The organism is Comamonas granuli NBRC 101663, from assembly GCF_000739995.1.
Taxonomy (GTDB): domain Bacteria; phylum Pseudomonadota; class Gammaproteobacteria; order Burkholderiales; family Burkholderiaceae_C; genus Simplicispira; species Simplicispira granuli.
On record NZ_BBJX01000004.1, the window covers coordinates 305991 to 328856 of the forward strand.

Genomic DNA, 22866 nt, shown 5'->3' on the forward strand with positions numbered 1-22866 from the left:
CTCCGGAGGCGGTGCTCTCTTCGGGGCGCAAGGATAGCATGTGCTGCCTGGCCGCTGGCTGACAGCGGCGCAGGCGGGCGGGGCACGCTCAGGCCAGCAGGGCGCGCACGCGGGCGAGGTCTTCGGGCGTGTCCACCCCCGGGCCGGGGGCGGCCTGCGTCACGTGCACGGCGATGCGGTGCCCATGCCACAGCGCGCGCAACTGCTCCAGCGCCTCGATGACTTCGGTCGGCGCCTGCGCCAGCTCGGGAAAGCGGCGCAGAAAGCCCGCGCGGTAGCTGTACAGGCCGATGTGGCGCAGCGGCGCAAAGCCGGCCAGCGCCGGGTGCGCCTGCGCGGCGCCGCCCTGCCACCAGGGCTGGCCGGCGTGGTCGCGCGCAAAGGGAATGGGGGCGCGGCTGAAGTAATGCGCCAGGCCGCGCGCATCGCACACGACCTTGACCACGTTCGGGTTGGCCAGCTCCTGCAGCGAGGCCAGCGGGTGCGCGGCCGTGCCCATGCTGGCCTCGGGGTGGGCGTGCAGCAGGCCGGCCACGGCGCCGATGAGCGCGGGGTCCATGAGCGGCTCGTCGCCCTGCACGTTGACGACCACGTCCTCGCCGTCCAGGCCGAGGATGCAGCAGGCCTCGGCCAGGCGGTCGCTGCCGCTGGCGTGGTCGCTGCGCGTGGCAATGGCCTCGACCCCGTGCCGATCGCAGGCGGCCAGGATGCGCGCGTCGTCCGCGGCCACCACGGTGCGCTGCGCGCCGCTGGCGGCGGCCCGCCGGGCCACGTGCACCACCATGGGCAGGCCCGCGATGTCGGCCAGCGGCTTGTCCGGCAGGCGGCTCGATGCCATGCGCGCCGGGATCAGCACGGTGAAGCCGTGGCTCATCGCTCCAGTTCCTCGTCGCTCAGGGGGCGGGCCTCGTTCTCCAGCAGGATGGGGATGCCGTCGCGCACCGGGTAGGCCAGGCGGGCGCTGCGCGAGATGAGTTCCTGGCGCTCCCGGTCGTAGGTGAGGGGGCCTTTGGTGACGGGGCAGACCAGCAGTTCGAGCAGTTTGGTGTCCATGGCAGCGCGCGGGGGGAAGGATCAGGAGCGCGATGATAGCGAGCCCGCGCGGGCGAGCCGTGTATCGAGCGCGGCAAAAAACGCCGCATCGATGTCCACCTGCAGCGGCACGGCCAGCGCATCGGGGTGGCGCGGCCAGAGCTTGGTGGCGTCTTTTTCAGTACAAATCAGCGTGTAGGGTTTGTCAACAGGGCGCTGCCAGCTATCGAAATCATAGTGATCGGGTAGGGCCTGCATGCGCTCGGGGGCCAGCCCCTGCTGGCGCAGCAGGGCAAAAAAATCCTCCGGCCGGGCGATGCCTGCCACGGCCAGCAGCGGCTGGCCTTGCAGGTGCTGCAGGGGAACGGGCGTGCCGTCGCTGCGCAGGGCGTGGGCGGCCAGGCGGCGCTGCATGGCGAACGCGGGGGCGCTGCCCGCCGGGGCGGCGCCCGCGTGCACGACCAGGTCCACCGGGCGCGGCCAGGGCTCGCGCAGCGGGCCCGCGGGCAGCAGCCAGCCATTGCCCGTGCCCTGGTCGCTGAAGACGCAGACCTCGATGTCGCGCGCCAGCGCCAGGTGCTGCAGGCCGTCGTCGCAGACGATGACGTCGGTCCGGGGGTGGCGCGTACGCAGCGCCTGCGCGGCGGCCACGCGCTGGCGGGCCACGAAGACGGGCACCTGGCAGCCGCGGGCGATCAACAGCGGCTCGTCGCCCACGTCCGCGGCCGGGCTGTGGGCCTGCACCTCGCGGCAATCGGCCGTGCGCCGCCCGTAGCCGCGCGCGACCACGCCCGGGTGCCAGCCGCGCGCCTGCAGGTGGCGCACCACGGCCATGACCACGGGGGTCTTGCCCGCGCCGCCGGCCACCACGTTGCCGATCACGATGACGGGCAGGCCCGGGTGCTGCGCGCGCAGCACGCCCGCGCCGTACAGCCCGCGGCGCAGCCGCACCAGCAGGCCCATGGCCAGCGCCAGCGGCCACAGCAGCCAGGCCAGCGGGCCGCGCCGCTGCCAGGCGCGCTGCAGCAGCGGGCCAGCGGCGGTGGAGTCCGGGGGCGCGGGGGAGGGCGGCTGCGGCGCGGCGGCAGCCATGGTGGCGTCAGGAACGGCCCGCGCCCGCCCGGGCGGAGGACTGGGTGGCGAAGGTGATTTGCGTGAGGCCCACGCGGCGGGCGGCCTCCATCACCGAGATCACGGACTGGTGCGGCGCCATGGCGTCGGCGCTGATGATGACCACCGTGCCCTGGCCCGCGCGCGCAGCCTCGCGCAGCGCGGCAGCGAGCTGGTCCACGCCCTTGCCGTCCAGCCCCGTCTTGTTGATGGCGTAGCGCCCGTCGGCGGCCACGGCCACGATCACCTCCTTGGGGTGGTCGCGCTGCTGCTCGGCGTCGGCCACGGGCAGGGTGAGCTGCAGCTCGGTGAACTTGCTGTAGGTGGTGGTGAGCATCAGGAAGATGAGGATCACCAGCAGCACGTCGATGAAGGGGATCAGGTTGATCTCCGGCTCTTCCTTGGTGCGGGGGCGGAAGTTCATGGGGTGCGGCCCTTGGCGGTCACTTCTTGTGGCGCAGCAGGTGGCGCAGGAACTGCTCGGAGGCCAGCTCCAGCGTCAGCAGGTAGGCATCGACCCGGCCGCGGAAGTAGCGCCAGAAGATCAGCGCCGGGATGGCGATGATGAGGCCGAAGGCCGTGTTGTAGAGCGCCACCGAGATGCCGTGCGCGAGCTGCGCCGGGTTGCCGCTGCCCATGCCGGCCGCGCTGCTGCCCTGCGAGCCGAAGATCTCGATCATGCCCACCACCGTGCCCAGCAGGCCCAGCAGCGGCGCCGCCGAGGCGATGGTGGCCAGCGCGCTGAGGTATTTTTCCAGGCGGTGCGCGACGACGCGGCCCGTGCCCTCCATGGCGGCGCGCAGGTCCGATTCGGTGCAGCGCGGCTGGCTGTTGAGCGTGCGCAGGCCCGTGGCCAGCACCTCACCCAGGGCGGAGTTCTGTGCCAGCTTGGCCACCACGTCCGGGCCGGGAATGGCCTGGGACGAGACGGAGATGGCTTCGTCGAGCAGCTTCGGGGGGGCGATGCGCGCGGTCTTGAGGGAGAGAAAGCGCTCGAAAATCAGCGCCAATGCAAGAACCGAGCAGGCGATCAGCGGCCAGATGGGCCAGCCTGCGGCTTGTATGATGGACAGCAATTGTCTGGTCTCCGCACGGATGGGCAAAAGGCGATTATGGCCCAGCTTTGCCGCCCCCCGGCGCGCATGGCAGGCGCCGCCCGGGCCTGCATTTGTATGCATCTGTCACCCACAGAAATTGTGGATAACTTTGTGGAGAAGCTTGCGAACAAAGCCCGCTGGGCAGCGCCAATGCGTGACTGCAACAGATTGCTTATTTTTTGACCGGCAAAAAATCATTCAAAATCATGGGCTTGCACTTGATTGCGTGGTTTGCGGCGTATCCCGCAGGACAATTGCTTACAAAGCCCCGCTGGCTGCGGCCTGTGGAATACTGCAATGCAGCACGCCCGCTGCGGCGCATGGACAAAGACGATGACCAGTGAAAACCCCGTCCTGGCGCCGCGCGTGTGGGACGTTGGCGCGCTGTGCCGCGCCGTTGCTGACACTCTGCAGGCGCGCTTCAATCCGGTGGCCGTGCGCGGCGAGATCACGGGCTTTGCGCGCGCATCCAGCGGGCACTGCTACTTCGCCCTCAAGGATGCGCAAGGCCAGATCCGCTGCGCCATGTTCCGGCGCGCCGCCGAGGGGCTGGGGTTCCTGCCGCGCGATGGCGAACTCGTCGAGGTGCGCGGCCGCCTGGGCGTGTACGAGCCGCGCGGCGATCTGCAGCTCGTCGTCGAGCACCTGCAGCGCGCGGGCCAGGGGGCCTTGTTCGAGCAGTTCCTGCGCCTGAAGGCGCGGCTGGAGGCCGAGGGCCTGTTCGACGCCGGCCGCAAGCGCGCCTTGCCCGCCATGCCGCGCGGCATCGGCCTGGTCACCTCGCCCGGGGCGGCCGCTTTGCACGACGTGGTGACGGCGCTGCGCCGGCGCGTGCCGCACATCCCCGTCGTGCTGGTGCCTGCGCTGGTGCAGGGGGCGGACGCAGGCGCGAGCATGTGCGCGGCCCTGGACGCGCTCTACGCCATGGCCCGGGCGGGCACGCCGCCCATCGACGTGATCCTGCTCGTGCGCGGCGGCGGCTCCATGGAAGACCTCTGGGCCTTCAACGACGAGCGGCTGGCGCGCACCATCGTGCAAAGCCCCGTGCCCGTGGTGAGCGGCGTGGGGCACGAGACGGACTTCACCATCGCCGATTTCTGCGCCGACCTGCGCGCGCCCACGCCGACGGCGGCGGCCGAGCTCGTGGCCCCGCCGCAGGCGCAGTCGCTGGCCGCGCTCGAGCGCCTGGCCCAGCGCCTGCAGGAGGGCCTGCAGCGCCAGCTCGACGTGCGCGGCCAGCGCCTGGACCAGATCGGCGCGCGCCTGGGCCGCCCCTCGGGCCTGGTACAGCGCGAACAGCAGCGCCAGGCCCGGCTGGCCGGGCGCATGCGCCATGCCATGCTATTGAAGTTGCAGCAGCTTGCGCACGCCCAGCAAGCGCTGGAGGCCGATTTGCCGCTGACCATCGCGCACAGCCTGCAGGCGAGGGCCGAGCGCCTGGAGCGCTGCGCCCTGCGGCTGGACCTGCTGGCGCCGCAGCGCGTGCTGCAGCGCGGCTACGCCATGCTGGCCGACAGCGAGGGCCGCATCGTGAGCCATGTACGGCAGGCCCGGCCGGGCGATACGCTGCAGGCCACGCTGGCCGACGGGCAGCTCGCGCTGCACGTGCAGGCCGTGGCCCCGCGCTGAACCACGGGGGCGGCAGGGCCATATCCCCAGGCCAGCAGGATCGGGGGCTTGTTCCTACAATGGAGGGCTGCACATGCACCGCCCGCGCGCACCGCGCACGGCGGCACCCACCACTACAGAAAGGACTGCCCCATGGAACACACCCTGCCCGCGCTGCCCTATGCGATCGATGCCCTGGCCCCGCACTACAGCAAGGAAACCCTGGAGTACCACCACGGCAAGCACCACAACGCCTACGTCGTCAACCTCAACAACCTGCAAAAGGGCACCGAGTTCGAGGCCATGACGCTCGAAGAGATCGTCAAGAAGTCCAGCGGCGGCATCTACAACAACGCCGCCCAGATCTGGAACCACACCTTCTTCTGGAACTGCATGGCCCCCAACGGCGGCGGTGAGCCCACGGGCGCGCTGGCCGCGGCCATCACCGCCAAGTGGGGCAGCTATGCCGCCTTCAAGGACGCCTTCGTCAAGAGCGCCGTGGGCAACTTCGGCTCCGGCTGGACCTGGCTGGTGAAGAAGGCCGACGGCAGCGTGGACATCGTCAACACCGGCGCTGCCGGCACGCCGCTGACCACCGCCGACAAGGCCCTGCTGACCGTGGACGTGTGGGAGCACGCCTACTACATCGACTACCGCAACCTGCGCCAGAAGTTCGTCGAGACCTTCCTCGACAAGCTGGTGAACTGGAAGTTCGCCGAGGCCAACTTCGCCTGAGCGCCGCGCACGCGCGCACCCCGCACGGCCCGCAAGGGCCGTTTTTTATGGGAAAAACGGCCCCCAGGCTTATGGGGGCTGCGCAAGCAGCTATGAAAGAAGGAGCGCCTTAAGGCTTGCGGAACGGCGTGCCCTGCAGCTTGAACCCGGGCTTGATGCCGCGCTGGGCGAACCAGCCCTGGTTCATCTCCAGCACGAAGCGCACGGGCTTGGCCGAGCAGTGCGAATCGAGCGACTGCGGCTTCATGTCGGCGAGGTTGACGATGCTGCCGTCGTCGGCCACGAAGGCCGCGGTCAGCGGCAGCAGCGTGTTCTTCATCCAGAAGCACTGCTGGGCCGGCTGCTCGAACACGAACAGCATGCCCTCGTGCGCAGGCATGTCGCGCCGGTGCATCAGGCCGGTGGCCCGCTCCGCATCGGACAGGGCCACCTGCGCGTCGATGCGGTACATGCCCGCGCTCAGCTCCACGCGCGGCAGGTTCAGTTGCGGGCCCTGCTGGGCCGGGGCCGGGGCGGACAAGGCCAGCAGCAGGGCGCTGGCCAGAATGCGGATCGATGCCGTGGAGGAAGAATGCGCAGCCATGGTGCAGAAGAGGGCAGGAACAAGGGGCGCGGGCAGCAGCAGCGCTGCCCCGCGCGGGAGCCGATTGTGCGCCAAATGGCCCGTGCCCGCCGTGCCTGGCGCGCCGCGGCACCGGCGGCCCGCGCCAGCGGCACATTGCAATATATGAAATCACTGCGCATACCGTGGTGGCGTAAGGCCTGCGTCGGCCTTTTCTCGGTAGAATCCCAGCGCTTTAGAGAGCTTTGCCCAACCCGCTGAAAACCCTTTCAGCATTCCACCGGAGACCACCCGTCCATGACCAGCTACCAGCACATCAAGGTGCCCGCCGAAGGCCAGAAAATCACCGTCAACGCCGACATGTCCCTCAATGTGCCGGACCAGCCCATCGTGCCCTACATCGAGGGGGACGGCACGGGCTTCGACATCACGCCCGTGATGCTCAAGGTGGTCGATGCCGCCGTGGCCAAGGCCTATGGCGGCAAGCGCAAGATCCACTGGATGGAGGTCTACGCCGGCGAGAAGTCCACCAAGGTCTACGGCCCCGACGTCTGGCTGCCCGACGAGACCCTGCAGGTGCTGCGCGACTACGTGGTCTCCATCAAGGGGCCGCTGACCACGCCCGTGGGCGGCGGCATCCGCTCGCTCAACGTGGCCCTGCGCCAGGAGCTGGACCTGTACGTGTGCCTGCGCCCCGTGCAGTACTTCGACGGCGTGCCCTCGCCCGTGAAGGAGCCGCACAAGACGAACATGGTGATCTTCCGCGAGAACTCGGAAGACATCTACGCCGGCATCGAGTGGGAGGCCGAGAGCGACAAGGCCAAGAAGGTCATCAAGTTCCTGACCGAGGAAATGGGCGTCAAGAAGATCCGCTTCCCCGAGACCTCGGGCATCGGCATCAAGCCCGTCTCGCGCGAAGGCACCGAGCGCCTGGTGCGCAAGGCCATCCAGTACGCCATCGACAACGACAAGCCCAGCGTGACCATCGTGCACAAGGGCAACATCATGAAGTACACCGAAGGCGGCTTCCGTGACTGGGCCTACGCCCTGGCGCAGAAGGAATTCGGCGCCGAGCTGATCGACGGCGGCCCGTGGTGCAAGTTCAAGAACCCGAAGACGGGCAAGGACATCGTCATCAAGGACAGCATTGCCGACGCCTTCCTGCAGCAGATCCTGCTGCGCCCCGCCGAGTACTCGGTGATCGCCACGCTGAACCTCAACGGCGACTACATCTCCGACGCCCTGGCCGCACAGGTCGGCGGCATCGGCATCGCCCCGGGCGCCAACCTGAGCGACTCCGTGGCCATGTTCGAGGCCACGCACGGCACGGCGCCCAAGTACGCCGGCAAGGACTACGTGAACCCGGGTTCCGAAATCCTCTCGGCCGAGATGATGCTGCGCCACATGGGCTGGAAAGAGGCGGCCGACCTCATCATCAGCTCCATGGAGAAGTCCATCAAGTCCAAGAAGGTCACCTACGACTTCGCCCGCCTGATGGACGGCGCCACGCAGGTGAGCTGCTCGGGCTTTGGCCAGGTCATGATCGACCACATGTGATCGGTCCCCGGCCTGCCGGCGCACTGCGCCGGCAGACCAGAAAAAACCCCGGTACCGCGTGCGCGGCGCCGGGGTTTTGTTTTGGGGGCGTGGGCCTCAGGCGGGTTTCTGCGCCTGCACCATCTTCATGGCCGAGCCGATCAGCGCGGAGACTTCCGTCATATTGCTGGGCACGATGAGCGTGGTGGTGGCATCCTGGGCCACCTTGCCGTAGGCATCGACGGCTTTTTCGGCCACCTTGAGCTGCACGGCCTGTTCGCCGCCCGGGTGGCGGATGGCGGCGGCCACGCGCTCGATGGCTTGGGCCGTGGCCTCGGCCACAGCCTTGATGGATTCGGCGTCGCCCTGCGCCTTGTTGATCACGGCCTGCTTTTCGCCCTCGGAGCGCGCGATGAAGGCCTCGCGCTCGCCGGTGGCGATGTTGATCTGCTCCTGGCGGCGGCCTTCGGAGGCGGCAATCAGCGCGCGCTTCTCGCGCTCGGCCGTGATCTGCGCCTGCATGGCGCGCAGGATCTCGGCGGGCGGCGTGAGGTCCTTGATCTCGTAGCGCAGTACCTTCACGCCCCAGTTGAGCGCCGCCTCGTCGATGGCCGAGACCACCTGGGCGTTGATCATGTCGCGCTCCTCGAAGGTCTTGTCCAGTTCCAGCTTGCCGATCACGCTGCGCAGCGAGGTCTGCGCCAGTTGCGTGACGGCGGTGATGTAGTTGCTCGAACCGTAGCTGGCGCGCATGGGGTCGGTGACCTGGAAGTACAGGATGCCGTCCACCTGCAACTGCGTGTTGTCGCGCGTGATGCAGACCTGGCTGGGCACGTCCAGCGGAATCTCCTTGAGGCTGTGCTTGTAGGCCACGCGCTCGATGAAGGGGATGAGGAAATTGAGGCCCGGCGAGAGCGTGCCTGCGTATTTGCCCAGGCGTTCCTTGACCCAGGCGTTCTGCTGCGGCACGACCTTGACCGACTGGATGATGAAGATGACGGCGATCACGAAGACGACGGCGGCGATTTCCATGGGGGCCTTTCGGTGGGAAGAGGGAAGGGGGTCAGAGCGGATCGACCAGCAGGCGGTTGCCCACCAGTTCGGCCACGCGGTGCGGGCCGGGAGCCGGCGTGATGCCGGGGCGGTGGATGGCGGTCCAGGTGGCGCCGCGGTATTTCACGCTGGCTGTGCCGTCGCTGTTCCAGTGTTCGATCTGGATGGTCTCGCCCACGTCGAGGTTGACGCTGCGGTCCGCGCGCGGGGAGGGGTCGCCCGGATGGCGGCGCTTGGCATGGTGCCAGGCGACGACGGCGCCGCCGCCCACGGCAGCGGCGCAGACCAGTTGCAGCGCGGTGCCGGCGCCCAGGTGGGCCGCCACGGCCCCGGCGGCCATGCCAGCGGCCAGCAGCAGGAGGTAGAAGGTGCCGGTCATCAGTTCCACGGCCACCGCCACGCCCGCCAGCACCCACCAGATGGTGGAGTCCTCCATCACGTCCTCCTTGCTCAGGGTTTGTTTGTACTGCGCCACATTCTGGGTCAAAAAACAGGCGTTTCAAAGCTCGGTCGGGCTTATTCCGTACACTTCGCGCCTGTTTTTCTTTTTTGGCCGTGGCAGCACAAGGGTTGGGCATGAAATTCCGTTTTCCCATCATCATCATCGACGAGGACTACCGTTCCGAAAACACCTCGGGGCTGGGCATCCGCGCACTGGCCCAGGCCATCGAGGCCGAGGGTTTCGAGGTGCTGGGTGTGACCAGCTACGGCGACCTCTCGCAGTTCGCCCAGCAGCAAAGCCGCGCCAGCGCGTTCATCCTTTCGATCGACGATGAGGAGTTCTCGCTCGGGCCCGACCTGGACCCGGCCGTGCTCAACCTGCGCAACTTCATCGCCGAGGTGCGCCGCAAGAACGCCGACGTGCCCATCTACGTGCACGGCGAGACCAAGACCAGCCGCCACCTGCCCAACGACGTGCTGCGCGAGCTGCATGGCTTCATCCACATGTTCGAGGACACGCCCGAGTTCGTGGCCAAGCACATCATCCGCGAGGCCAAGAGCTACCTGGAGGGCATACAGCCGCCGTTCTTCCGCGCGCTGCTCGACTACGCCGAGGACGGCTCCTACTCCTGGCACTGCCCGGGGCATTCGGGCGGCGTGGCCTTCCTGAAAAGCCCCATCGGCCAGATGTACCACCAGTTCTACGGCGAGAACATGCTGCGCGCCGACGTGTGCAACGCCGTGGAGGAGCTGGGCCAGCTGCTGGACCACAACGGCGCCATCGGCGAGAGCGAGCGCAACGCCGCGCGCATCTTCAATGCCGACCACTGCTTCTTCGTGACCAACGGCACGAGCACCAGCAACAAGATGGTGTGGCACCACACGGTGGCGCCGGGCGACGTGGTGGTGGTGGACCGCAACTGCCACAAGTCCATCCTGCACAGCATCATCATGACCGGGGCCATCCCCGTGTTCATGAAGCCCACGCGCAACCACTTCGGCATCATCGGGCCCATCCCGCAGAGCGAGTTCGAGCCCGCGACCATCCAGGCCAAGATCAAGGCCAACCCGCTGCTCAAGGGCGTGGACGCCAAGAAGGTCAAGCCGCGCGTGCTCACGCTCACCCAGTCCACCTACGACGGCGTGCTCTACAACACCGAGACCATCAAGGGCATGCTCGACGGCTACGTGGACAACCTGCACTTCGACGAGGCCTGGCTGCCGCACGCCGCCTTCCACCCGTTCTATGGCACCTACCACGCCATGGGCAAGAAGCGCGCGCGGCCCCGCCATTCGGTGGTGTACGCCACACAGTCCATCCACAAGCTGCTGGCGGGCATCAGCCAGGCCAGCCACGTGCTGGTGCAGGACTCGCAGACCACCAAGCTGGACCACCACCTCTTCAACGAGGCCTACCTGATGCACACCTCCACCAGCCCGCAGTACAGCATCATCGCGAGCTGCGACGTGGCGGCGGCGATGATGGAGCCGCCCGGCGGCACCGCGCTGGTGGAAGAGAGCCTGCTGGAGGCGCTGGACTTTCGCCGCGCCATGCGCCAGGTCGAGGAGCAGTTTGGCAAGGACGACTGGTGGTTCAAGGTCTGGGGCCCGCAGGAACTGGCCGACGAAGGCGTGGGCACGGCCGAGAACTGGGTGTTCCGCAACAAGGGCAAGAAGAAGAACGGCGCCGCCAAGTGGCACGGCTTTGGCGACCTGGCCGACGGCTTCAACATGCTGGACCCGATCAAGTCCACCATCGTCACGCCGGGCCTGAACCTGGACGGCAAGTTCGACCCCACGGGCATTCCGGCCTCCATCGTCACCAAGTACCTCGCCGAGCACGGCGTGGTGGTGGAGAAGACGGGGCTCTACAGCTTCTTCATCATGTTCACCATCGGCATCACCAAGGGCCGCTGGAACACGCTGCTGACCGCGCTGCAGCAGTTCAAGGACGACTACGAGAAGAACCACCCCATGTGGCGCATCCTTCCCGAGTTCTGCCAGCAGCACAAGCGCTACGAAAAAATGGGCCTGCGCGACCTGTGCCAGCACGTGCACGAGCTCTACGCGCGCTACGACATCGCGCGCCTGACGACGGAGATGTACCTCTCGGACCTCACGCCCGCCATGAAGCCGAGCGACGCCTACGCCCACATCGCCCACCGCCAGACCGAGCGCGTGGAGATCGACCAGCTCGAAGGCCGCATCACCACCAGCCTGATCACGCCCTATCCGCCGGGCATTCCGCTGCTGATTCCGGGCGAGGTGTTCAACAAGAAGATCGTGGACTACCTCAAGTTCGCGCGCGAGTTCGCCAAGCTGTGCCCGGGCTTCGAGACCGACATCCACGGCCTGGTGGAGGTGGAAGACGAGAGCGGCCAGGTGCGCTACTACGCCGACTGCGTGGCCACCAGCCGCCCGCGCAAGGGCGCCGCCAAGCCGCTCACCACGGCGGAGAACATGGTCCAGGTGGGCGACGACGGCCCCTACGGGCGCAACGTCTGACGCCACGGGCGGGTTGGCGCACCCCGGCAGGCATTCCGGCAGGATGCCTGCTTTTTTTTCATCAAAATGGGCCAAAGCGCCCGTCCGTTAAGCGCTGGCAGCTACGGAATCAGTAGCTATGGAGCCCCTGGGGGCAGGTCTGCGCGCACGCGCAGATAGCTGGCAAAGCGCGGCAGGCCGCCCGCCTGCAGTCCCCGGTAGCGGTAGGTCACCCAACTGCCCACGGGCGGCGGGTGGTCGCGGTCCGCGTCGCTCCAGCCCGCACCGAGCCGAAAGCGCTGGCCCGAGGGCATTTCCACCAGCAAGGCGCCCATGCGCCCCGCATGGCGTCCCTTGCCGGGCAGGTGCGCGACCACGCGGGCCTCGGCGTCCTCGTGCGTCTTGAGCTTGAGCAGATCGTCGCTGCGCCCGGCGCGGTAGAGCGATGCGCCGCGGTGCAGCATCAGGCCTTCGCCGCCGGCGCGCACGGTGCGCGCCAGCAGCGCCTGCAAGGCCGCGTCGGTGGCCACGCGCTGCTGCGGCACGGCCTGCACCCAGGGCCGGCCCAGGCGCGCCACGGCGGCTTGCAGGGCCGGCAGGCGCTCGTCGAACGTGCCTGGGTCGCCGGGCAGGTCGAACACCATGAAGCGCATGGCGCGCCAGGCGGCATCGTCGGGCTGCTGCTGGCGCACGGTGGACTGGGCGTGGCCGAAGCGCCCGCGCCCGGCCCAGAGCTCGCCGTCCAGCGGTGTGGCGGGCCAGCCGGCAGTGAACCAGGCCGGGACGGCGATGGTCTCGCCGCCGCGCGTGCGCAGCCGGTGGCCGTCCCAGTAGGCGCGCACACCGTCGTACTTCTCGCTCACCCAGTAGTCCTGTAGCGGCAGGCCGGCGCGGTACACCTGCGCCAGCAGCAGCGCCGGGGCTTCTGCGGCCCGCGCCTGCAGGGGCAGGGCGGCCAGCACGAGCAGCGCCAGGCAGGCGCGGCGGCGCAGGGTGCTACCAGAAAAATAGCTGCCAACGCTTGATGGATAAGCGCTGGAGGCCATTTTGGCTTGAACTTCCGTGCGTCAGACCTGGTCGGCGCTCAGGCCTGCCGTCTGGCTGAAGCCGCCATCCACATAGGTGATCTCGGCCGTCACGCCGCTGGCCAGGTCGGACAGCAGGAACGCGGCGACGTTGCCCACGTCCTCGATGGTCACGTTGCGGCGCAGCGGCGCGGCGTCGGCCACGCGGCCCAGCAGCTTGCCGAAGTCCTTGATGCCGCTGGCGGCCAGGGTCTTGATGGGGCCGGCCGAGATGCCGTTGGCACGGATGCAGCGCCCATCGGCCGTGCGGCCCACGGCCTCGGCCAGGTAGCGCACCGAGGCCTCCAGGCTGGCCTTGGCCAGGCCCATGGTGTTGTAGTTGGGAATGGAGCGCAGCGCCCCCAGGTAGGAGAGGGTCAGTAGCGCCGACTTGTCGTTCAGGTAGGGCAGGGCGGCCTTGGCCATGGCCGGGAAGCTGTAGGCGCTGATATCGTGCGCGATGCGGAAGCCCTCGCGCGAGAGGCCGTCGAGGAAGTTGCCGGCAATGGCCTCGCGCGGCGCGAAGCCGATGCTGTGCACGAAGCCGTCGAACTTCGGCCAGGTGGCCGCGAGGTCGGCAAACATCTTCTCGATCTGCGCGTCGTCGGCCACATCGCAGTCGAACACCAGGCTGGAGCCGAACTCGGCGGCGAACTCGGTGATGCGCTCCTTGAAGCGCTCGCCCACGTAGCTGAAGGCCAGCTCGGCGCCCTGCTGGTGGCAGGCACGGGCAATGCCGTAGGCGATGGAGCGGTTGGACAGTACGCCCGTGATGAGCAGCTTCTTGCCTGCGAGGAAACCCATTGTTGTTCTCCTGGAAAAGTCGGTAGGGGGAGGCGCCTGGTGCGCGTGGTGCAGAATTGTCGCATGCAGTTTTGGCGACTTTGTTGGCTGGCCCTGGGGGCCTTGTGCATGCAACCCGCCTGGGCAGGCCATGCGTATGCGCTGTGGGGCCCGCCCCGCTACCCCGAAGGCTTTGCGCATTTCGACTACGTCAACCCCCAGGCCCCCCAGGGCGGCGAGCTGCGCCTGGTGAGCAATCTGCGCACCTCCACCTTCGACAAGTACAACCCGTTCACCATCAAGGGCAGTGCGCCGGCCTACCTGTCGGAGCTGATGTTCGACAGCCTGCTCACGGGCGCCATGGACGAAACCGCCACCGGCTACGGCCTGCTCGCCGAGGACGTGAGCGTGGCCGCCGACGGCCTGTCGGCCACCTTCCGCCTGCGCCCTGCGGCGCGCTTTCACAACGGCCAGCCCGTGCTGGCGCAGGACGTCAAGCACAGCTACGACACCCTGGTGGGGCCCTACACCTCGCCGGGCTACAAGACCCTGCTCATCGACGTGGCCGGGGCCGACGTGCTGGACGAGCGCACCGTGCGCTTTCGCTTCAAGAAGCCCAACCGCGAGCTGCCGCTCACCGTGGGCGGCCTGCCCGTGTTCAGCCGCGACTGGGGCGCGGGCAAGCCGTTCGACCAGGTGGTGACGGACCCGCCCATAGGCAGCGGCCCCTACCGCATCGGGCCGGTGAACTTCGGCAAGGACATCACCTACGTGCGCGACCCGCACTACTGGGCGCGTGGGCTCAACGTACGCCGCGGCCAGGCCAACTTCGAGCGCATCAGCGTCAAGATCTACAAGGACAACACGGCGCGGCTCGAAGCCCTGAAGGCGGGCGAGTTCGACCTGATGCGCTTTTTCAGCGCCGGGGACTGGGCACGCCGCGTCAACGGCAAGAAGTTCGACACCGGCGAACTGGTGAAAGGGGAGTTTGCCCACAAGCTGCCCGCCGGCTTTCAGAGCTATGTGCTCAACACCCGACGCGCGCTGCTGCGCGACGCGCGCGTGCGCCAGGCGCTGGACCTGGCGCTGGACTACGAGTGGATGAACCGCCAGATGTTCTACGGCTCCTACCAGCGCGTGCAGGACCTGTTCGGCAACACCGCCTGCGAGGCGCAGGGCACGCCCACGCCTGCCGAGCGCGCGCTGCTGGAGCCCTGGCGCGCCCAGATTCCGCCCGCCGCCTTCGGCCCCATGTACCGCGCGCCCAGCACCCAGGCGCCGTCGTCGCTGCGCGAGAACCTGCGCCGCGCCCAGGCCCTGCTGCGCGCGGCTGGCTGGCAGGTGCAGGACGGCGTGCTGCGTGCCGTGAACGTGCCCGGCGTGCCCGCGGGCACCGCCCTGGTGCTGGAATACATGGACAGCAACGAGGGCGGCATGCGCGTGGTCGCGCCCTGGATGCGCAACCTGGAAAAGCTCGGCATCACGCTGCGCTTTCGTTCGGTGGACTTCGCCCTGTACCAGCAGCGCCTGCAGAAGTTCGACTTCGACATCACCTCGCTGGCCTTCCAGGGCACGAACAACCCGGGCCAGGAGTTCGCCGACATGTTCGGCAGCCAGGCGGCGGACCAGGAGGACTCGGGCAACTTCACCGGCCTCCAGAACCCGGCGGTGGACGCCATGATTGCCGCCATGGTCGGCGCCCGCACGCAGGAGGAGCTGCTGCCCGCCTGCCATGCGCTGGACCGCATCATCATGCACAGCCACATCCTCGTGCCGCAGTGGTTTGCCAGCACCCACCGCATGGCCTACAACGCCTGGCGCCTGGAGCGCCCCGCGGTGCTGCCGCCGTACTCGCCCGGCGAAATGTGGGCGGTGTGGACCTGGTGGGCGAAAAAATGAGAGCTGTCCGCGCTTGCCTGGTGGGCGTTGCAGCCGTTTTTCCTGCATTTTCTTGACCCGCCGGAATGAACCTGGAGCACAAGATCCCCCCGCCCCTGGTCGCCCTGGCCTGCGCTGGCCTGGCCTGGGCGCTGGCTGCCGCGTGGCCCGCCTGGCCCTTGCCGCAGGCGCTGCGCCTGCCGCTGGCCGCAGCCTGCGCGCTGCTCGGGCTGGCGCTCGACGCCTGGAGCCTGTGGAACTTCCGGCGCCAGCGCACCACCGTCAACCCGCTGGCGCCCGAGCGCGCGCGCAGCGTGGTGCAAAGCGGGCCGTACCGCTTCACGCGCAACCCCATGTACCTGGGCATGGCGCTGCTGCAGCTGGGCTGGTGCTTCTGGCTGGGGCAGCCGCTGGCGCTGCTGGCGCCGGCACTGTTCGTGGCCTACATCACGCGCTTTCAAATCCAGCCCGAGGAGCGGGCGCTGCGCGCCAAGTTCGGTGCGCCCTATGAAGCCTATCTGCGGCGGGTGCGCCGGTGGCTATGAAAAGAAGAGCTGGCAGCGCTTGTAAGATGGCGCGCGGGGCCTGTTGACGCCCGCATCGCAGCCGCGCCGCCACCGTGCCCTTCGTCCATTGCCGCCCATGTTCGCCTACATCCTCAAACGCCTGCTGCTCATGCTCCCCACGCTGCTGGGGGTGCTGCTGCTGACCTTCGTGGTGATCCAGTTCGTGCCCGGCGGGCCGGTGGAGCAGTACCTGGCCGAGGCCAAGGCGGGCGCGGGCGGGCAAGGGGCCGAGGGCGGCGGCCTGTCCTACCGCGGGGCGCAGGGCGTGGACCCCCAGCGGCTGGACCAGATCAAGAAGCTCTACGGTTTCGACAAGCCCGCGCACGAGCGCTTCCTGCAGATGCTGGGCCAGTTTGCGCGCTTCGACCTGGGGCGCAGCTTTTTCCAGAACAAGGACGTGTGGCAGCTCGTCAAGGAAAAGCTCCCCGTCTCCATCAGCCTGGGGCTGTGGACCTTCTTCATCAGCTACCTCGTGGCCGTGCCTCTGGGCGTGGCCAAGGCGGTGCGCGCGGGCTCGCGCTTCGATCTGGTGACCACGCTGCTCATCCTGGTGGGCTACGCCATTCCGGGCTTCGTGCTGGGCGTGGCGCTGCTGGTCGTCTTTGGCGGGCAATTGCAGTGGTTTCCGCTGCGCGGCCTGACCTCGGCGAACTGGGACGAGCTCACCTGGGGCGCGCGCATTGCCGACTACCTGTGGCACATCACGCTGCCCATCATCGCCATGGTCGCGGGCAGCTTTGCCGTCACGGCCATGCTGACCAAGAATGCCTTTCTGGAGGAAATCCGCAAGCAGTACGTGCTGACGGCGCGCGCCAAGGGCCTCTCGGAGCGCCAGGTGCTGTGGAAGCATGTGCTGCGCAACGCGCTCATTCCCATCATCACCGGCTTTCCGGCGGCGTTCATCGGCGCGTTCTTCGCGGGCTCGCTGCTCATCGAGACGCTGTTCTCGCTCGACGGCCTGGGCCTGCTGAGCTACGAGAGCGTGATCCGGCGCGACTACCCGGTGGTGCTGGGCACGCTGTATTTGTTCACGCTGATCGGGCTGGTGACCAAGCTGGTGTCCGATCTGTGCTACGTGTGGGTGGATCCGCGTGTCAAGTTCGATTAGCCCCGTCTCCCTGTCCCCTGCGCGCCGCGCCTGGCGGCGCTTCCGTGCCAACCGCCTGGGCTACTGGAGCCTGCTGGTGTTCTGCGCCCTGGTGCTGCTGAGCCTGTGCGCCGAGCTGGTGAGCAACGACCGGCCCCTGGTCGTGCGCTACGCCGGGCAGACCTACTGGCCCATGCTGCACGACTACCCGGAGACGGTGTTCGGCGGCGACTTCCAGACGCCCACCGACTACCTCGACCCCTTCATCCGCGAGCAGCTCCGCCAGGACGGCAACTGGGCGCTCTACACCCTCAACCCCTACGGGGCGAACACCATCAACTACTTTGCCGAGCAGCCCAACCCCGCGCCGCCCTCGGCCGCCAACTGGCTGGGCACGGACGACCGGGGGCGCGACCTGCTGGCGCAACTGCTCTACGGTTTTCGCGTGAGCGTGCTGTTCGGCCTGGCGCTCACCGCCACGGGCGTGCTGCTGGGCGTGCTCACGGGCGCCATCCAGGGCTTTTTCGGCGGCAAGACGGACCTGGCCTTCCAGCGCTTCATCGAGATCTGGGGCTCCATGCCCGAGCTGTACCTGCTCATCATCTTCAGCGCGGTGCTGGCGCCCAGCATCGGCCTACTGCTGGTGCTGCTGTCGCTGTTCGGCTGGATGGGGCTGTCCGACTACGTGCGCGCCGAGTTCCTGCGCAACCGCCAGCTCGACTACGTGAAGGCCGCGCGCGCGCTGGGCGTGCCCAGCGGGCAGATCATCTGGCGCCACATCCTGCCCAACAGCCTCACGCCCGTGGTCACCTTCCTGCCGTTTCGCATGAGCGCGGCCATCCTGGCGCTGACCTCGCTCGACTTCCTGGGCCTGGGCGTGCCGCCGGGCACCCCCAGCCTGGGCGAACTGCTCGCGCAGGGCAAGGCCAACATCGACGCCTGGTGGATCTCGCTCTCCACCTTTGCCGTGCTGGTGGTCACGCTGTTGCTGCTCACCTTCATGGGCGACGCGCTGCGCGATGCGCTCGACCCCCGAAAGGCCGACCGATGAGTGGCGCAGCGATGAATCCATTGCTCCAGGTACGCGACCTGTCGGTGCGCTTTGGCGCCAAGGAGGTGGTGCGCGGCGTGGGCTTTGACATCGCGCGGGGCGAGAAGCTGGCGCTGGTGGGCGAGTCCGGCTCGGGCAAGACCATCACGGCGCTCAGCCTGCTGCGCCTGGCGGGTGAGGCAAAAATCAGCGGCCAGGCCTTGCTGCACGGGCGCGAGCTGCTCTCATTATCGGAGCGCGAAATGCGCGGCGTGCGCGGCGGCGAGATCGCCATGGTGTTCCAGGAGCCCATGACGGCGCTCAACCCCCTGATGACCGTGGGCGCGCAAATCGCCGAGGTTTTGGAGCTGAAAAAGGCTTTGACGCCCGCCCAGAGCGCGCAAGCCGCTATTGAACTGCTAGCAAAAACCGGCATCCCCGAGCCCGCGCGCCGTGCCGGCAGCTACCCGCACCAGCTCTCGGGCGGCCAGCGCCAGCGCGCCATGATCGCCATGGCCCTGGCCAGCGAGCCGGCGCTGCTGCTGGCCGACGAACCCACCACGGCGCTGGACGTGAGCCTGCGCGGGCAAATCCTCGATCTGCTCGCCGACTTGCAGCGCGGCACCGGCATGGCCGTGCTCCTGATCACGCACGACTTGCACCTGGTGCGCCGCTTTGCCGACCGCGTGGCCGTGATGGAGCACGGCCACCTGGTGGAGCAGGGCAGCGTGGCGCAGATCTTCGGCGCGCCCCAGCATCCCTACACCCAGCGCCTCATGGCCAGCCAGCCCCGGCGCGACGTGGTGGAGGCGCCCCCCGCGCCCGGTACCGCTCCCCTGGTGCAGGCGCAGGGCCTGCGCGTGGCCTACCCGACGGCGCTGCCGGGCGTGCGCGGCTGGTTTCGCAAAGGCGAATTCGTGGCCGTGCACGGCGTCGATCTGCAACTGCTGCCCGGGCGCACCCTGGGCGTGGTGGGCGAGTCGGGGTCGGGTAAGTCCACGCTGGCGCAGGCCATCCTGGGCCTGCTGCCGCATGGCGGCCAGCTCACGGTGGTCGGCCAGGCCTGGCAGCAGCCGGCCACGCGCAACACGTCCGCCAACCAGCAGTTGCGCCGCCAGGTGCAGGTGGTGTTCCAGGACCCGTTTTCGTCGTTGTCGCCGCGCCTGACGGTCGAGGAGATCGTCGGCGAGGGCCTGCGCGTGCACGACGCGGCCCTGTCCGCCGCCCAGCGGCGCGCGCGCGTGCAGGCGGCCCTCGAAGAGGTGGGCCTGACCGAGGCGCAGTTTCCCGGCCTGCTGGCGCGCTACCCGCACGAATTCTCCGGCGGCCAGCGCCAGCGCCTGGCGGTGGCGCGCGCCCTCATCGTGCAGCCGCGCGTGCTGGTGCTCGACGAGCCCACCAGCGCGCTGGACGTCACCATCCAGCAGCAGGTGCTGGCCCTGCTGCAACGCCTGCAGAAAGAGCACGGCCTGTCCTACCTGCTCATCACGCACGACGTGGACGTGGTGCGCGCCATGGCGCACGAGGTGCTGGTCATGAAGGACGGCCAGGTGCTGGAGCAGGGCAGCGTGGCCCAGGTGCTGGACGCACCGCAGCACCCCTACACGCAGCGCCTGGTGGCCGCGGCCGGCTAGCGCCGCCGCTGCCCGCGCGGCGCCAGCGCGCGCAGCAGCACCAGCCAGGCCAGGCACAGCGCCGCCAGCGCCAGGCCCGCCCACAGCGTGGCCAGGCCCGCCAGCTCCAGCCCCAGCAGGGTCCGCAGCCAGGCCATGCCCAGGGCGGCCGCCAGCAGCAGGCCCATGGCACCCGCCATGCGTGCCAGCCAGGGGTTGGCGGGCGCCGCGCGCCCGCGCTGGGCGAGGATGAGCAGCAGCACGCACAGCACCAGCACGGCAAACACCACGGTCCGGCCCTGGGCCGCGTTCCAGCCCTGCGCCAGCAGCCAGGCCTGTCCGCCCAGAAGCACGCCGCCCAGGCCCAGGCCCTGCAGCACGGCCAGCAGCAGCGGGCCGGGGGCAAAAGGCGAGTCGTTCACCGGCCGCGGCGGGCGCTCCATGGTGCCGCGCGCTTCGGGTTCGGCCTCGAAGACGATGGAGCAGGCGGGGTCGATGAGCAGCTCCATCAGCACGATGTGCACGGGCAGCAGCAGCGCCGGCCAGTGCAGCAGCGTGGGCACCAGCGTCAGCGCGATGATGGGCATGTGCACGGCAAACACAAAGCGCGTGGCCTTGCGCAGGTTGTCGTCGATGCGCCGGCCCTGCCGGATGGCGGCCACGATGTGGGCAAAGCTGTCCTGCAGCAGCACCAGCGCGGCGGCCTCGCGCGCCACGTCGGTACCGCGTTCGCCCATGGCAATGCCCACGTCGGCCGCCTTGAGCGCGGGTGCGTCGTTCACGCCGTCGCCGGTCATGGCCACCACCTCGCCGCTGGCGCGCAGCAGTTGCACCAGGCGCAGCTTGTGCTGGGGCTTGAGGCGCGCGCACAGGTCCACGTGGCGCAGGCGCTCGCGCAGGGCGGCGTCGTCCAGCGCCTCCAGCTCGGCGCCGGTGATGACCGCGGGCCGGTCCGACAGGCCCACCTGCTGCGCGATGGCGCGCGCCGTGGCCGGGTGGTCGCCCGTCATCATGAGCACGCGCACGCCGGCGCGCCGGCATTCGGCCAGTGCGGCGGGCACCTCCGGGCGCGGCGGGTCGGCCAGCGCCACCAGGCCGAGGAAGTCGAAATCGAAATCATGCTGGCTGCCCGGCCAGGCGGGCGGCTGCCCCGGACCGGCACCCCGCCAGCGCCCGCGCGCCACGCCCAGCACGCGCAGGCCGCGCTCTGCCATGGCTTCGACCTGGCGGCGGATGGCGGCCTGCCGCGCGGCGTCCAGGTGGCACAGGTCGGCCACGGCCTCGGGTGCGCCCTTGGTCGCGAGCAGGTGCACGCCGGGCTCGTCGCTGGCAAAGACGCGCGTCATGGCCAGGATCTCGCCCGAGAGCGCGTACTCGAATTCCGGCTCGCGCCCGTCGTGCACATGCTCGGTGCCCTCCAGCCAGGCGTGGCCGAAGCGCTGTATGGCCTGCTCCATGGGGTCGAAGGGGTCGCCCGGCGTGGCCAGCATGGCAAATTCCGCGAGCAGGTGGAAGGCCTCGGGCAGGTGGCTGGCTCCCTCGGGCTCGAAAGTCTGCGCGGGCGTGGCCAGAGCGGCCACCGCCATGCGGTTGAGGGTGAGCGTGCCGGTCTTGTCCACGGCCAGCACGGTGATCGCGCCCAGGGCCTCCACGGCGGCGATGCGCCGCGTCAGCACCTTTTTCTGGGCGATGCGCCAGGCCCCCAGCGCCAGGAACACGGTGAGGACGACGGGGATCTCCTCGGGCAGGATGGCCATGGCCAGCGCAATGCCCGACAGCAGGCTCTCCAGCAGCGGGCGGCCGTCCCACCACCAGGCCAGCAGCACCTGCGCCAGGGCCAGCGCCAGGGCCGCCACGCCCAGGATGCGCACCAGCCGGCGCGCGCCCTGCTGCAGCGCCGAGGACGGCTCCACGGTGGCCGCCAGATCGGCGCCGATGCGCCCCAGCGCCGTGCGCCCGGCCGTGGCGCTCACGCACGCCAGGCCCACACCGCGCGTGACCACCGTGCTGGCAAACAGGACATGCGCGGGTGCCGGTGCGGGGGGCAGGGCGCCGCCGCCGTCCCCGGGCAGCGGCAGCTTGGCGACCGGCACGGATTCACCCGTGAGCAGCGACTCGTTCACCTCCAGCAGGCCCGCGAGCAGCACGGCGTCGGCCGCGATGCGGTCGCCCTCGTGCAGCACCAGCAGGTCGCCGCAGACCACCTCCCGCCCGGCAATGCGCAGCTCCTGCCCGTCGCGCAGCACCAGGGCGCGCGGGGCGGAGAGGTCGCGCAGCGACTCCAGGGCACGCTGCGTCTTGCGCTCCTGCACCAGCGTGATGGCTATGACCACGAAGACGAAGCCGAGCAGGAACAGCGCCTCGGCGCGGTCGCCCAGGGCCAGGTAGAGGCCGCCGGCGGCCAGCAGCATGAGGAACATGGGCTCGGTGAGCACCTCGCGCACCATGGCGGCGGTGGACTTGGGGGTGCTGCCGGGCAGCAGGTTGGGGCCGTCGCGCTCCAGGCGCTCGGCCGCCTCGCGCTGGCTCAGGCCTTGGGGCGGCGGCGGGGAGGGGGGAGGGGGCATGTCCGGGCGCGGTGCGAGTCGATGCAGTGGGCCGCAATGGCGCTGCCCAGTGTAGGCGCATGCCGGGCGCCGCGCCGGCATGCCGCTACCATAGGCGCCACCCGCGCAATGGATCCACAGGAGCCGCATCGATGCACAACCCGGCCGTTCCGGCCCCCCCCGCCGCTGCGGCGGCAGAACCCCAGGCCTGGGCCGTGTGCCTGTGCGCCCAGTGGTGCGGCACCTGCCGCGAGTACCGCCCCGTTTTCGACGCGCTGGAGCACAAGTATCCGGGCGTGCGTTTCGTCTGGCTCGATGTCGAGGACCAGGCCGAGGTGGCGGGCGACTACGACGTGGAGACCTTTCCGACGCTGCTCGTCGCCGACAGCGCGGGCGTGCGCTTTCTCGGGCCGGTGCTGCCCCAGGCGAGCGTGCTCGAGCGCCTGCTCCAGCGCCTGGGCGAGCCCCCGGCGGGCGCTGCGCTCGACCCGGAGGCGCCCGCACTGCTCGCGCGCATCCGCCAGGCCTGCGCCAGCGGCGCCGGAGACGGCGCCTGAGCTGGGGAAACCTTGCAAATCAAGGTTTTGCAGGTTACAATGTGCGCCTCACGACCAAACGGGCGGGTACTCACCGCCCGTTTT

Annotated in this window: 21 protein-coding genes; 10 read left to right on the plus strand and 11 right to left on the minus strand. The window is 69.4% G+C overall.

Annotation, left to right across the window (positions count from 1 at the left end; translation table 11 throughout):
• Positions 1-88 precede the first annotated feature (88 nt).
• The 5 genes from kdsB to CGR01S_RS04800 are packed head-to-tail and all read right to left on the minus strand — an operon-like array spanning position 89 to position 3218.
• Positions 89-874 (minus strand): 3-deoxy-manno-octulosonate cytidylyltransferase, encoded by a 786-nt coding sequence (kdsB, locus tag CGR01S_RS04780; RefSeq protein WP_042423015.1) that lies wholly within the window; start codon positions 872-874, stop codon positions 89-91.
• The gene (locus CGR01S_RS04785; protein ID WP_042423016.1) at positions 871-1053 is read right to left on the minus strand and encodes a Trm112 family protein; all 183 of its coding nucleotides are present in this window, start codon (positions 1051-1053) and stop codon (positions 871-873) included. Before CGR01S_RS04785 ends, kdsB begins: the two co-directional genes overlap by 4 nt.
• A gap of 21 nt (positions 1054-1074) precedes the next feature.
• Positions 1075-2124 carry a tetraacyldisaccharide 4'-kinase gene (lpxK, locus tag CGR01S_RS04790; RefSeq protein ID WP_084690559.1) on the minus strand — a complete coding sequence of 350 codons (1050 nt, stop codon included), beginning with the start codon at positions 2122-2124 and terminating at the stop codon, positions 1075-1077.
• Between the two features lie 7 nt (positions 2125-2131).
• Positions 2132-2566, minus strand: coding sequence for an ExbD/TolR family protein (locus tag CGR01S_RS04795; protein WP_042423017.1), 435 nt, complete (start codon positions 2564-2566; stop codon positions 2132-2134).
• 19 nt (positions 2567-2585) lie between these two features.
• Complete coding sequence (locus tag CGR01S_RS04800; RefSeq protein ID WP_042423019.1) at positions 2586-3218, minus strand: MotA/TolQ/ExbB proton channel family protein; 633 nt, start codon at positions 3216-3218, stop codon at positions 2586-2588.
• 354 nt (positions 3219-3572) lie between these two features.
• Between CGR01S_RS04800 and xseA the strand changes: the two genes are divergently transcribed.
• Complete coding sequence (gene xseA / locus CGR01S_RS04805; protein WP_042423022.1) at positions 3573-4868, plus strand: exodeoxyribonuclease VII large subunit; 1296 nt, start codon at positions 3573-3575, stop codon at positions 4866-4868.
• A gap of 132 nt (positions 4869-5000) precedes the next feature.
• Positions 5001-5582: a Fe-Mn family superoxide dismutase gene (locus CGR01S_RS04810; RefSeq protein ID WP_042423025.1), complete on the plus strand. Its 582-nt coding sequence runs from the start codon at positions 5001-5003 to the stop codon at positions 5580-5582.
• A 109-nt stretch (positions 5583-5691) separates the two neighbouring features.
• Here the strand turns inward: CGR01S_RS04810 and CGR01S_RS04815 are convergent, their stop codons facing one another.
• Positions 5692-6165 carry a DUF192 domain-containing protein gene (locus CGR01S_RS04815; RefSeq protein WP_042423032.1) on the minus strand — a complete coding sequence of 158 codons (474 nt, stop codon included), beginning with the start codon at positions 6163-6165 and terminating at the stop codon, positions 5692-5694.
• 276 nt (positions 6166-6441) lie between these two features.
• Between CGR01S_RS04815 and icd the strand changes: the two genes are divergently transcribed.
• On the plus strand, positions 6442-7701 hold the full coding sequence (gene icd / locus CGR01S_RS04820) for an NADP-dependent isocitrate dehydrogenase (protein WP_042423035.1): 1260 nt from the start codon (positions 6442-6444) through the stop codon (positions 7699-7701).
• Positions 7702-7797: 96 nt separating this feature from the next.
• Here the strand turns inward: icd and CGR01S_RS04825 are convergent, their stop codons facing one another.
• Complete coding sequence (locus tag CGR01S_RS04825; RefSeq protein WP_042423038.1) at positions 7798-8712, minus strand: SPFH domain-containing protein; 915 nt, start codon at positions 8710-8712, stop codon at positions 7798-7800.
• 31 nt (positions 8713-8743) lie between these two features.
• Positions 8744-9169, minus strand: a complete 426-nt coding sequence (locus tag CGR01S_RS04830; protein WP_042423485.1) for an NfeD family protein — start codon at positions 9167-9169, stop codon at positions 8744-8746.
• Positions 9170-9309: 140 nt separating this feature from the next.
• On the opposite strand from CGR01S_RS04830, the gene CGR01S_RS04835 reads away from it, so the two are divergent.
• A complete protein-coding gene (locus CGR01S_RS04835) occupies positions 9310-11679 on the plus strand; it encodes an arginine/lysine/ornithine decarboxylase (protein WP_042423042.1) in 2370 nt (789 codons plus the stop codon).
• Between the two features lie 116 nt (positions 11680-11795).
• Here the strand turns inward: CGR01S_RS04835 and CGR01S_RS04840 are convergent, their stop codons facing one another.
• The gene (locus tag CGR01S_RS04840; RefSeq protein WP_042423490.1) at positions 11796-12650 is read right to left on the minus strand and encodes a DNA ligase; all 855 of its coding nucleotides are present in this window, start codon (positions 12648-12650) and stop codon (positions 11796-11798) included.
• Positions 12651-12725: 75 nt separating this feature from the next.
• Positions 12726-13526: an enoyl-ACP reductase FabI gene (gene fabI, locus CGR01S_RS04845; RefSeq protein WP_042423045.1), complete on the minus strand. Its 801-nt coding sequence runs from the start codon at positions 13524-13526 to the stop codon at positions 12726-12728.
• Between the two features lie 63 nt (positions 13527-13589).
• Here fabI and CGR01S_RS04850 point away from each other — a divergent pair, with 63 nt between their 5' ends.
• The 5 genes from CGR01S_RS04850 (at position 13590) to CGR01S_RS04870 (ending at position 19700) form a co-directional block, all read left to right on the plus strand.
• The gene (locus CGR01S_RS04850) at positions 13590-15404 is read left to right on the plus strand and encodes an extracellular solute-binding protein (protein ID WP_042423048.1); all 1815 of its coding nucleotides are present in this window, start codon (positions 13590-13592) and stop codon (positions 15402-15404) included.
• A 65-nt stretch (positions 15405-15469) separates the two neighbouring features.
• Positions 15470-15928, plus strand: a complete 459-nt coding sequence (locus CGR01S_RS04855) for a methyltransferase family protein (RefSeq protein ID WP_042423051.1) — start codon at positions 15470-15472, stop codon at positions 15926-15928.
• 97 nt (positions 15929-16025) lie between these two features.
• Positions 16026-17057 carry a microcin C ABC transporter permease YejB gene (yejB, locus tag CGR01S_RS04860; RefSeq protein ID WP_042423053.1) on the plus strand — a complete coding sequence of 344 codons (1032 nt, stop codon included), beginning with the start codon at positions 16026-16028 and terminating at the stop codon, positions 17055-17057.
• On the plus strand, positions 17041-18087 hold the full coding sequence (locus CGR01S_RS04865; RefSeq protein ID WP_042423057.1) for an ABC transporter permease: 1047 nt from the start codon (positions 17041-17043) through the stop codon (positions 18085-18087). The genes yejB and CGR01S_RS04865 overlap by 17 nt, the downstream gene beginning before the upstream one ends.
• Positions 18088-18098: 11 nt before the next feature.
• Positions 18099-19700 carry an ABC transporter ATP-binding protein gene (locus tag CGR01S_RS04870; RefSeq protein ID WP_245616752.1) on the plus strand — a complete coding sequence of 534 codons (1602 nt, stop codon included), beginning with the start codon at positions 18099-18101 and terminating at the stop codon, positions 19698-19700.
• Here the strand turns inward: CGR01S_RS04870 and CGR01S_RS04875 are convergent.
• Complete coding sequence (locus tag CGR01S_RS04875) at positions 19697-22246, minus strand: cation-translocating P-type ATPase (RefSeq protein ID WP_042423063.1); 2550 nt, start codon at positions 22244-22246, stop codon at positions 19697-19699. The genes CGR01S_RS04870 and CGR01S_RS04875 overlap by 4 nt on opposite strands.
• Positions 22247-22377: 131 nt before the next feature.
• Between CGR01S_RS04875 and CGR01S_RS04880 the strand changes: the two genes are divergently transcribed.
• Positions 22378-22782 (plus strand): thioredoxin family protein, encoded by a 405-nt coding sequence (locus CGR01S_RS04880; RefSeq protein WP_042423066.1) that lies wholly within the window; start codon positions 22378-22380, stop codon positions 22780-22782.
• Positions 22783-22866: the final 84 nt, after the last annotated feature.

What these genes read in the sequence shown, in the direction of transcription:
- CGR01S_RS04830 (WP_042423485.1), bottom strand. Translation starts at nt 9,169, where the DNA reads ATGGAGGACTCCACCATCTGGTGGGTGCTGGCGGGCGTGGCGGTGGCC.
- CGR01S_RS04810 (WP_042423025.1), top strand. Translation starts at nt 5,001, where the DNA reads ATGGAACACACCCTGCCCGCGCTGCCCTATGCGATCGATGCCCTGGCC.
- fabI (WP_042423045.1), bottom strand. Translation starts at nt 13,526, where the DNA reads ATGGGTTTCCTCGCAGGCAAGAAGCTGCTCATCACGGGCGTACTGTCC.
- lpxK (WP_084690559.1), bottom strand. Translation starts at nt 2,124, where the DNA reads ATGGCTGCCGCCGCGCCGCAGCCGCCCTCCCCCGCGCCCCCGGACTCC.
- icd (WP_042423035.1), top strand. Translation starts at nt 6,442, where the DNA reads ATGACCAGCTACCAGCACATCAAGGTGCCCGCCGAAGGCCAGAAAATC.
- CGR01S_RS04875 (WP_042423063.1), bottom strand. Translation starts at nt 22,246, where the DNA reads ATGCCCCCTCCCCCCTCCCCGCCGCCGCCCCAAGGCCTGAGCCAGCGC.
- CGR01S_RS04785 (WP_042423016.1), bottom strand. Translation starts at nt 1,053, where the DNA reads ATGGACACCAAACTGCTCGAACTGCTGGTCTGCCCCGTCACCAAAGGC.
- CGR01S_RS04855 (WP_042423051.1), top strand. Translation starts at nt 15,470, where the DNA reads ATGAACCTGGAGCACAAGATCCCCCCGCCCCTGGTCGCCCTGGCCTGC.
- CGR01S_RS04835 (WP_042423042.1), top strand. Translation starts at nt 9,310, where the DNA reads ATGAAATTCCGTTTTCCCATCATCATCATCGACGAGGACTACCGTTCC.
- CGR01S_RS04870 (WP_245616752.1), top strand. Translation starts at nt 18,099, where the DNA reads ATGAATCCATTGCTCCAGGTACGCGACCTGTCGGTGCGCTTTGGCGCC.
- yejB (WP_042423053.1), top strand. Translation starts at nt 16,026, where the DNA reads ATGTTCGCCTACATCCTCAAACGCCTGCTGCTCATGCTCCCCACGCTG.
- CGR01S_RS04795 (WP_042423017.1), bottom strand. Translation starts at nt 2,566, where the DNA reads ATGAACTTCCGCCCCCGCACCAAGGAAGAGCCGGAGATCAACCTGATC.
- CGR01S_RS04850 (WP_042423048.1), top strand. Translation starts at nt 13,590, where the DNA reads ATGCAGTTTTGGCGACTTTGTTGGCTGGCCCTGGGGGCCTTGTGCATG.
- kdsB (WP_042423015.1), bottom strand. Translation starts at nt 874, where the DNA reads ATGAGCCACGGCTTCACCGTGCTGATCCCGGCGCGCATGGCATCGAGC.
- CGR01S_RS04825 (WP_042423038.1), bottom strand. Translation starts at nt 8,712, where the DNA reads ATGGAAATCGCCGCCGTCGTCTTCGTGATCGCCGTCATCTTCATCATC.
- CGR01S_RS04815 (WP_042423032.1), bottom strand. Translation starts at nt 6,165, where the DNA reads ATGGCTGCGCATTCTTCCTCCACGGCATCGATCCGCATTCTGGCCAGC.
- CGR01S_RS04880 (WP_042423066.1), top strand. Translation starts at nt 22,378, where the DNA reads ATGCACAACCCGGCCGTTCCGGCCCCCCCCGCCGCTGCGGCGGCAGAA.
- xseA (WP_042423022.1), top strand. Translation starts at nt 3,573, where the DNA reads ATGACCAGTGAAAACCCCGTCCTGGCGCCGCGCGTGTGGGACGTTGGC.